Here is an 8,867-nt window from a genome sequence, read left to right as displayed (position 1 = left end):
CTACCTCTGCCTCGGCGGCCTGAACCCTCAACTACCCACAAGAACATGAGGAGTAGCACATGTGTTCGACCTTACGCCGATCCACTGACACGCCGAGGGGTTATCCACAGCGCACGATTCATCCACAGCGGCAGTCGATTACGTTGCACTGGACTGCGACTCGAGACAGACGGCCGCGAATCCACCGAATGCAGCCCAGTCAGGGCAGTGCGGCGGCCTGTGCCATATGCCCCTGGAAGCCGAGCCGGGTCGCCATGTCGCGGTACTGGTCACGGTATGTGCGGTAGCTTGCGTCGTCGCCCCTGGCGCGGGCGATGAGTGCCCGGACCCGCAGCAGCATGATGTCGCGAATGATCAGGCCGTCCTCGGCAGGGGCCGCCGCCAGTCTGGCGATCGCCGCCTCGGCCTCGGCCACATCGCCCTCGGCGCCCCGGTCCAGCAGGGCCTCGGCGAGGATCCCGGTCGCCAAGATGTTGTACGGAAGCTGCCCGCTGTGGAAGAGGTCGTCGATCGCTTCGCGTAGCACCCGGATGGCCCCGGCCCGGTCTCCGCGCTTGGCCCGTTCGCGCGCGGTATACACATCGATGCCGACGAGCTCGGACATATAGAACCGTCCGCTCACGCACATCTGGCGAACCTGGCCGAGGATGGTCAATCCCCGCTCGCGGTCGGCCGGCGAATCTCGGTTCAGCAAGGCGTATCCCATGGTCACCCGGGCCAGGCCGAGCGCGATGTCGTCGCCGGCCCCTTCGGTGATCTGTAGCGCCCCGTCGATGTCGCGCAACGCATCATCGCTGGCGAGCAATACTCCGCAGGACACCGTGGTGAAGTACGTCCAGGTGATGACGAGAGCGTGAGTGAACCTGTCGGTGTTGCGTGCCATGGCTAGCGCATGATCGAGGTCGGCACGCCAACCATCAAGGCCCAGAGCCCATTTGGCGATGCTGCGCGCTGCGAAGGCCGCTGCCAGCGGTGAGCCGATGATGAAATTGCCCTTGGTGGTGTCGCCGTCGGCCATGTCGATCGCCATCTGCGACCAGCGCAGCACCTCACCCATTTCGCCGCTCTCGATCTTGAGCGAGATCGGGGTCGCCGACAAGCCGACGGTGAGCGCAGGGTCGCCGATGGATTCGATCAGGGTCATGTGCTCGGAAACCTGCTGTGATGCTTCGCGCACCCGCCCCTGCAGCATCAGTTCGCCGGTCAGTCCGGCCATGCCGACCGCCAGTGAGGCTTTGTCTCCGGCAGCCTCGCACAGCTCCCGCAGCTCTTCGAACCGAGCGCCGGAGACGCCGACCTTGCTACGGAAGCCATTGCCGCAAACCAGAGTGCGCGGAGCAATCCGCATCGCGGCCCGATCGGGATCATCGGAGGGCAGCAGGTCGGCGATCTGGCGGGCACGCTCCCAACACAGCTGGGCCGCAGCGGAATCCCGGTTGTTCGCCCAGGCTCCCGCGCGCATGTGCCAGCTGTAGGCGGCATGTAGGTCGCCGGCGGCTTCCAGGTGTTCGGCGATCAAGGCAGCGTTTTCGTCGGCCAGTTCGGGTTCGCGTGCGGCGATGGTGTCGGCGAGGCGCCGGTGCAGTTCGGCGCGATCGGATTTCAGCTGTGATTCGTAGGCGACAGTCCGCACCATCGGGTGGTGGAATGCGAACTCCGCGTAGGGCGTGTACTGCACCTGATCGATCAGCTCGGCCTCGATCAGATCCTCGAAGATGGGTTCGGTGTCCAGGCAGGCCAACAGCCCCGCGCTGAACCGGGACCCGATCACCGCAGCGGCGCTGAGCGTTCGCTTGGCCGCCGGGTCCAGCCGGTCGATCCGCGCGGCGATGGTGGCCTGAAGCGTGGCAGGCACGCTCACCCGGCCCTGCCCGTCGGACAGCACATAGGCTCCGCGTTCGCCGTGGAGCAGGCCCCGTTCGGCCAGGTCGCGCACGATCTCGAGGGCGAAGAACGGGTTGCCGGCGGCGCGCCCGGCGATGGTGTCGGTCAGGTCGGCGACCCCGTCGCCGGTCCCCAGCATCTCGTTGATCAAGGCCGAGGTCTCTGAATCATCCAGTGGTGCAAGCACTATGGTCTGTGCGCCATGGACATGGCTCAACGCACCGTGGTATTCGGGGCGGTAGGTGATGACGACCAGGGACGGCGTCTGCGGTGTCACCGACAGGAAATCCGACAGCATCGATTCGCTGACCCCGTCGATCCAGTGGGCATCCTCGACGACGTAGACCGCCGGGGCGCTCCGTGCCAGCGACGCGGCGTTGACCAGGGTGGTGAGGCGCCGCCGCCGGGCATCTGGGTCGATCATCGGCAGAACGACGTCGGGGTCGCCGATGCCGAGCAGGTCGTCGAGTAACTCCAGGCTCTCTGTGGTGTCGTCGGGAACCTGGTCTCGGAGCTTCGAGCGGGCCGCCTCACGGTCGAGGTCTGCCACGCCGAATCCCGCCCGCAGCAGGCCGGTGATGGCATGAAATGGGATTTCACTGGTGTGGGACTCGCAGAACGTGGAGTGCACCGGCACCCCGCGTGCGGCGGCCTTTGCCGCGAGTTCGCTGACCAGCCGGCTCTTGCCGATACCGGGTCCACCCACCAACAGGACGATGCTGCCGTGGCCCTGGATCGAACGTTCGAGGATGCCCTCTAGGGCGGACAATTCCCAGCCTCGGCCGACCAGGGTCGATCCTCCGACATTGAGCAGGTTGTGGGCGGAATTGAGTTCCAGCAGCCGGCGGGCTTGGATCGGGTGCTCGGCTCCCTTGACCTGGACCATCTCAGCCTCGCCCAGCATCATGGTGTCTTCGACCAGGCGTGCGGTCGACTCGGTGAGCATCACTCCGCCGGGCGGCGCGACCGATTCCATGCGCTGGGCCATGCCCACGTGCTCACCGATCGCGGTGTAGCTCATCGTGTCGGTGCCGACTTCCCCGGTGATGACCTGACCTGAGCTCAGACCGATGCGAAGCTGCAGATCGAGGCCGTCGCGGGCAGTCACCTGCACCGCCAGCAGGGCGGTCTCCTGCAGGATTTCGAGCGCGGCCAGGCAGGACCGAAAAGCATGGTCTTCCAACGCAACCGGTGCGCCGAAGATGGCCATGATGCCGTCACCCGTGAACTTGTCGACGGTGCCGCCGTATCGACGGACCACGGAGGCGGAGTGGTTGAACAGGTCGCTCATGATCTCCCTGAGCCGTTCGGCGCCCAGGGTCGCTGCGAGGTCCATGGACCGGACGACATCGGCGAACAAGACGGTGACCTGCTTGTATTCGGCGCCCGGAGTCGATGTGACGGGTGCGCCGCACGCGTCGCAGTACCGGGCGCCGGCCCGCGGTTCGGTGCCACACGTGCGGCACGTCGCAGTTTCCGTCATTCGAAGCCCCCGCTATCGGAGAACCTGCTGCATCGAGAATAGAACGCAGCAACGCCGAAGGGGCGGGGATGGCCCACCATCACGATGGGCCTTTTCCGCAGCAACGACGAATCGAGCAACGACCTGCGTCGACGCCGGACCGGTGGGTGCCTAGTGGTGCCGTCCGAACCGGAAATGGCGATGACGCGATTTGTGCGATTCCGCGACGGTGTCAACCTTCTGGCTCATCTCGGCCACCAGTTGTCCGATGAAATCGGCGTTGGCCGTAGTGCCGCACACCTGTGTCTGGACCACCACGTTGTGTCGCGGTGCCATGCCGAAGTGGCATACCCAGCCGTTGGCGTCATCGCTGAGGTCCGTTGCGTACGACACGACCACGCCATCGCTCTCCGAGACGTCACCGATATGCCAGGGCCACGGATCTTCGCCCGGAACGGTCTGGGTCACGTCCTGGCCGACGCATTGCTGCCATTTGCCTCGAATGTCCTCAACCACCTTGCGCGCGGTGTCGGTATCGGGATATGCGATCACCGCCTGGTCGAACAACATTTCCGGCCCGGTTCCGTCCCCTTCGGGGGATTGCAGGAACTGCCTGCGTACCGCCGTCGAACCGGTGTCCTGGTACCAACCCGCCGTGGCCGGATCGCCGATCACGCACGGATCATTCCCGCGCTCGGTGTCCCAGGTGGACTGAACGGCCCCGTCGTCGTAATTGGGGTCCCCTACGAGCGATGGGGTTCCCAATATGTTGCCTGCTTCGGCAGGCGTCAGCAGAGTGCGCTGGAGAGCGGAATCCTTGACCGTCTTGGTCTGCTCCCCGGTGCCGAGAAAGTACATGAGTCCCGCCACGAGTAGGGCACAGACCACCACTCCCAAGATCACCCAGGCGACGGTCTTGTTGCCACGCCGCGGCGCGGGTGCGGCCGGGGGCACGGGGACGGGTGGCCAGGGCGGCGGCTGAGGCGGCCACGGACTTTGCGGTGGATATGTCATGGTGGCGGAAAGCGTAACGGTCGATTGGGTCGCAACAGGTGATCAACCGCTGAATATTGTCAGCTTGTCTCCAGTACTGCCCGCCAGGCCGCCAGTTTGCCCTCAAAGCGCATGGTCTGGGCGGGACTGGTCGAGGGGGCCCGCGCGCTTGGCGACGGGGGAGTGCCGACCAGGCGCCGGTAGTTGGTCTCGGCGGCAGCCCCGTTGAACACCACTCGCTCCAGAGTGTGGTGCGCGGCGAAGAATTCCGCAAAGTCGTTGGGCACCATGCTGTCCCGCTCGACAGCCGAATCCAGGCTGCCCACTCGCCGGCAGGACCGGAGCACATCCCACACCGCCACCCGGTGCGTGAGCAGGGCATCAACACGATCTGGATAGGGCGCATCGGCATCGAACCCGAACAGCGCCCCGGTGATTCGCCAGAACGCGTTGCGTGGATTGCCGTAGTACTGGCCCGAGGCCAACGACATCACGCTCGGCATGTTTCCGAGGATCAGTACCCGGGGCCGCTGCCCGACGAGGGGGTCCAGTCCGTGCAGGAGCTCCGTCACGGGCCGGCCAGAAGTTCGGATACGGTGACGAATCGGTAACCGGCCGAGCGTAATTCGTCGATGATCCGGGGTACTGCGGCACGCGAGGGAGCGCGGCTGTCATACATGGCATGCAACAGGATGATCGAGCCCGGCCGTGCCTCGGAAACGGTCTCGGCCACGATCGCATCGGCATCAGCCGTGGAAGACGAATCAGGTTCGACGTCCCAGGTGACCATCGTCCGATCATGGGTGGACAGGTAGTGCGGCAGTGTCCAGAGCTTCTTGCCGTACGGCGGGCGGAAGGTGATCGGGCCCCCGTACCCGGTGGCACGGATCGCGGTGTCGGTGCGTTCGATCTCGTCGGCGACGGTGGCCGGCGACGTCAGCACCATCCGTCGATGCGAGTAGCTGTGGTTGCCGATCTCGTGGCCTGCCGTGGCGATCGCGGTGCCGAACTGCGGTGCAGTGCTCAATTCTGCACCGGTGAGATAGAAGGTGGCTCGAACCCCGGCGTCGCTGAGCATCCGCAGCACCTCAGGGGTATGCGTGGTTGGACCGTCGTCGAAAGTGAGGGCGACGACCTTGGCCGAGGTGTCGACCCGGTGCACCAGGTGCCCGGTGAGGGCGAAGGTGCGTGACTTCGACACCCAGTACCCGGCGGCGAACACGGTAACGGCGACGATCAGCAGAACGGCGAGACTCCACAACCATCGACGCACCCTCGCATGTATACCCCGCGCACACGCGGGCGCCCCGAACGGCGTGGGGGGAGTCACGTTCGGGGCGCCATGTCGTAAGTCGTCAGCTCAGGTGATGGACCTCCTGCAGTCCGTACACCGGCGTTGCCAGGCCTTCGTAGCGGGCCTTGAGCTGCAACGCCAGATACAGCGAATAGTGCCGGGATTGGTGCAGATTCCCGCCGTGCAACCACAGGTTGGGCTGTTGGGTGGGCTTCCACATGTTGCGTTGTTCGCCTTCCCATGGACCGGGGTCCTTGGTGGTGCCGGAACCCAGACCCCACACCTTGCCGATCCGGTCGGCGACTTCCTGGCTGATCAGGTCTGCCGCCCAGCCGTTCATCGATCCGAACCCGGTGGCGTACACGACCACGTCGGCGGGGAGTTCGGTGCCGTCGGCCAGGATCACCGAGTTTTCGGTCAGCCGGTCGACCTCGCCGTGGGCGAGTTTGATGCTGCCGTCGGCGACCAGTTCGCAGGCGCCGACGTCGATGTAGTAGCCCGAGCCGCGGCGCAGGTATTTCATGAACAGGCCGGAGTCGTCGTCGCCGAAGTCCAGGTCGAATCCGGCGGCTTCCAGTCGCGCATAGAAGTCCTTGTCGCGCTGGCGGATCGCGTCGTAGATGGGCCGCTGGAAGTCGGCCATGATGGCATACGGCAGTGACGCGAAGGTCAGATCCGCCTTCTCGGTGGTCATTCCGGCAGCCACTGCGCGTTCCGAGTACAGGGCGCCCAGACCCAGCTCCATCAGTGAGTCCGACTTGACGATGTGGGTAGAGGATCGCTGGATCATCGTCACGTCGACGTCGTTCTCGTACAACGCTTTACAGATGTCGTGGGCGGAGTTGTTGGCGCCGATCACTACTGCGCGCTTGCCGACGTACCGGTCCGGGCCGGGGTGGTGGCTGGAATGGTGCTGCTCGCCCCGGAACACTTCCTGGCCGGGCAGCGTCGGAATGTTGGGCTTGCCCGACATGCCCGTCGCGAGCACGAGTTGCACGGGCCGCAGGGTCACCGCTTCGCCGTTGCGGTTGACCTCGACGGTCCATCGCTGTTCGTCCTCGTCGTAGGTGGCGGACAGGCAGGTGGTCGAGCTCCAGTACGGCACTTCCATTACCCGGGTGTAGAACTCGAGCCAATCGCCGATCTTGTCCTTGGGGGCGAACACCGGCCAGTTCGCCGGGAAGGGCAGATACGGCAGGTGGTCATACCAGACCGGGTCGTGCAGGCACAGCGACTTGTAGCGTTTGCGCCACTGATCGCCGGGGCGTTCGTGTTGATCGACGACGATGGCGGGCACCCCGAGTTGGCGCAGCCGGGCACCGAGGGCGATACCGCCCTGCCCACCGCCGATCACCAGGGTGTAGGGCTGTTGGGAGTAGCCCAGGGTGAGCTCCTCGTCGAGACGCTTCTCGGACCACGAGCGAGTGTCTGGATCCGAGCCGTGAATCGCGCCCAATGGCCGGTTGGCGCCCTTGCGCTCCTCGTGGCCCTTGAGTTCCTGGAGCGTGGTCAACAGGGTCCAGCCCAGTTCGTCGCGCAGCCGCAGGTGGCCCTTGCCGCGACCCGCCGAAGTCTCGAACTCGATGAATGCCGAGGTGATGACGTGCTCGCCGTCGAAGTCCTCGGTGGGCGTTTCCGCCGTCCGGAACCCCGAGGGGTCGGTGTCGTTCAGCCGCGCGGCCAGCATGTCGGTGATGCCCTCGTGGCCCTCGACGGTCTTGAGGTTCCAGGTGAACGAGACCAGATCCCGCCAGAAGCTGTCGGTCGCGAACTTCCCCACGACGCGTTCGATGTCCCGGTCAGCGAGCGCGGACTCGAAGTCGGCCAGCCAGGTGTCAACCCGTTCCTGCGGTGACAATGTGGTCAGCGGTGCGGCGGTGGTCTGTGTCATGTGGCCCAGCCCACACCGTGTCAAACACGGCAACAAGGGTTGCACGGGGTTGCATCGGAACAGGCATTTGCGTGCGAAAAGACCTGCGAGGAGACATCGCAACGCCTTGCAACCCTTACGACGTGCAGGGGCATGGGCATAGAAACATCCACCATGAAAGCAGCCGTGTACTACGGACCGAACAAGGTCGAGATCGCCGATGTCCCGGAGCCCGACCCCACGCCCGGCACCGTCAAGATCAAAGTCGGTTTCAATGGAATCTGTGGCACTGACCTGCACGAATATTACGCGGGCCCGATTTTTGTGCCCACCGAGCCACATCCGTTGACCGGCAGGCAGTTGCCGCTGACCATGGGGCACGAGTTCTCCGGGACCATCACCGAGGTAGGCGCCGGTGTCACGGGGTATGCGCCCGGCGACCGGGTTGCGATCGAGCCCATTTACCGATGTGGCAATTGCGCACCGTGCCGGGCCGGTACCTACAACGTCTGCCGGCAGATCGGTTTCCACGGCCTGATGTCCGACGGCGGCATGGCCGAGTACACCGTCGTTCCGGCCGACATGTTGCACCGCCTGCCCGACAACGTGTCGCTCGAGCTGGGCGCGTTGGTCGAACCGATGTCGGTCGCCTACCACGCCGCGACGCTCGGGGAGGTTGGTCCGCTGCATACTGCCGTGATCTTCGGGGCCGGGCCGATCGGCATCGGCCTCTGGTTTGCGCTGCGCGGCAAGGGTCTCGATGAGGTGTTCGTGGTGGAGCCGTCGCCCACCCGGCGCGCGGCGATCGAGACGCTCGGGGCCAGGACCCTGGATCCGACCGCCACCGACGTTCCCGCGTTCATCGCCGATCGCACCGACGGCCGGGGTGCCGACGCGGCGTATGACGCTGCCGGAGTCGCGCCGGCCATCGCCGCGGCGACAGCATGCGTGGGGGCGCGCAGGCCGACGATCAGTGTCGCGATCTACGAGAAACCGCTCGCGACACCGCTGCTCAACCTGGTGATGAACGAATCCCGGATCCAGGGCTCCCTCTGCTACACCTCGGCCGACTTCGAGGCGGTCATCGATCTCATGGCGCAGGGGCTGTACGACCCGAAGGGGTGGGTTACTCCCATTGCCATCGACGACGTGATCGACGAGGGATTCGAGGCTCTGCATGCAGGTAAGAAGATGAAGGTTCTGGTCGACCCGAGCGCAGGTGCATCGTGATATCGCACGGCAAGGCGGCCTGAAATAGCTGACAAAGCAAAAACATTCGAGCATGCCCGGCCGAATTTGACGTGAGGGTCAGTTCGTCGATCGGAGGGTTTTCGTGGCGTCATGTAGTGATGTGGAGCACAATC

The 8,867-nt window shown here is 65.2% G+C and carries 6 protein-coding genes; 1 reads left to right on the top strand and 5 read right to left on the bottom strand.

Annotated features, from left to right (window positions below):
- Positions 1-199: 199 nt before the first annotated feature.
- The 5 genes from AC4ELH_RS29335 to AC4ELH_RS29315 all read right to left on the bottom strand — a co-directional run bounded on the left by AC4ELH_RS29335 (position 200) and on the right by AC4ELH_RS29315 (position 7,524).
- On the bottom strand, positions 200-3,367 hold the full coding sequence (locus AC4ELH_RS29335) for an ATP-binding protein (RefSeq protein WP_498888333.1): 3,168 nt from the start codon (positions 3,365-3,367) through the stop codon (positions 200-202).
- A 150-nt stretch (positions 3,368-3,517) separates the two neighbouring features.
- Positions 3,518-4,360: a sensor domain-containing protein gene (locus AC4ELH_RS29330; protein ID WP_082963391.1), complete on the bottom strand. Its 843-nt coding sequence runs from the start codon at positions 4,358-4,360 to the stop codon at positions 3,518-3,520.
- A gap of 59 nt (positions 4,361-4,419) precedes the next feature.
- Positions 4,420-4,911, bottom strand: a complete 492-nt coding sequence (locus AC4ELH_RS29325) for a DNA-deoxyinosine glycosylase (protein WP_064879670.1) — start codon at positions 4,909-4,911, stop codon at positions 4,420-4,422.
- Positions 4,908-5,612 carry a polysaccharide deacetylase family protein gene (locus AC4ELH_RS29320; RefSeq protein ID WP_448448346.1) on the bottom strand — a complete coding sequence of 235 codons (705 nt, stop codon included), beginning with the start codon at positions 5,610-5,612 and terminating at the stop codon, positions 4,908-4,910. The genes AC4ELH_RS29325 and AC4ELH_RS29320 overlap by 4 nt, the downstream gene beginning before the upstream one ends.
- An 82-nt stretch (positions 5,613-5,694) precedes the next feature.
- The gene (locus AC4ELH_RS29315; RefSeq protein ID WP_448448347.1) at positions 5,695-7,524 is read right to left on the bottom strand and encodes a flavin-containing monooxygenase; all 1,830 of its coding nucleotides are present in this window, start codon (positions 7,522-7,524) and stop codon (positions 5,695-5,697) included.
- Between the two features lie 153 nt (positions 7,525-7,677).
- Here AC4ELH_RS29315 and AC4ELH_RS29310 point away from each other — a divergent pair, with 153 nt between their 5' ends.
- Positions 7,678-8,733 (top strand): 2,3-butanediol dehydrogenase, encoded by a 1,056-nt coding sequence (locus AC4ELH_RS29310; protein WP_448448348.1) that lies wholly within the window; start codon positions 7,678-7,680, stop codon positions 8,731-8,733.
- Positions 8,734-8,867 lie beyond the last annotated feature (134 nt).

The sequence above is a fragment of the Mycobacterium shunyiense genome (genome assembly GCF_058270075.1).
Note: the sequence above shows the minus strand (reverse complement) of the source record. Positions and strands in the feature narration are given on the sequence as shown.

Bases quoted from the DNA above. Each gene is read 5' to 3' on its own strand.
- AC4ELH_RS29315 (WP_448448347.1), bottom strand. From the start codon at position 7,524: ATGACACAGACCACCGCCGCACCGCTGACCACATTGTCACCGCAGGAA.
- AC4ELH_RS29310 (WP_448448348.1), top strand. From the start codon at position 7,678: ATGAAAGCAGCCGTGTACTACGGACCGAACAAGGTCGAGATCGCCGAT.
- AC4ELH_RS29330 (WP_082963391.1), bottom strand. From the start codon at position 4,360: ATGACATATCCACCGCAAAGTCCGTGGCCGCCTCAGCCGCCGCCCTGG.
- AC4ELH_RS29335 (WP_498888333.1), bottom strand. From the start codon at position 3,367: ATGACGGAAACTGCGACGTGCCGCACGTGTGGCACCGAACCGCGGGCC.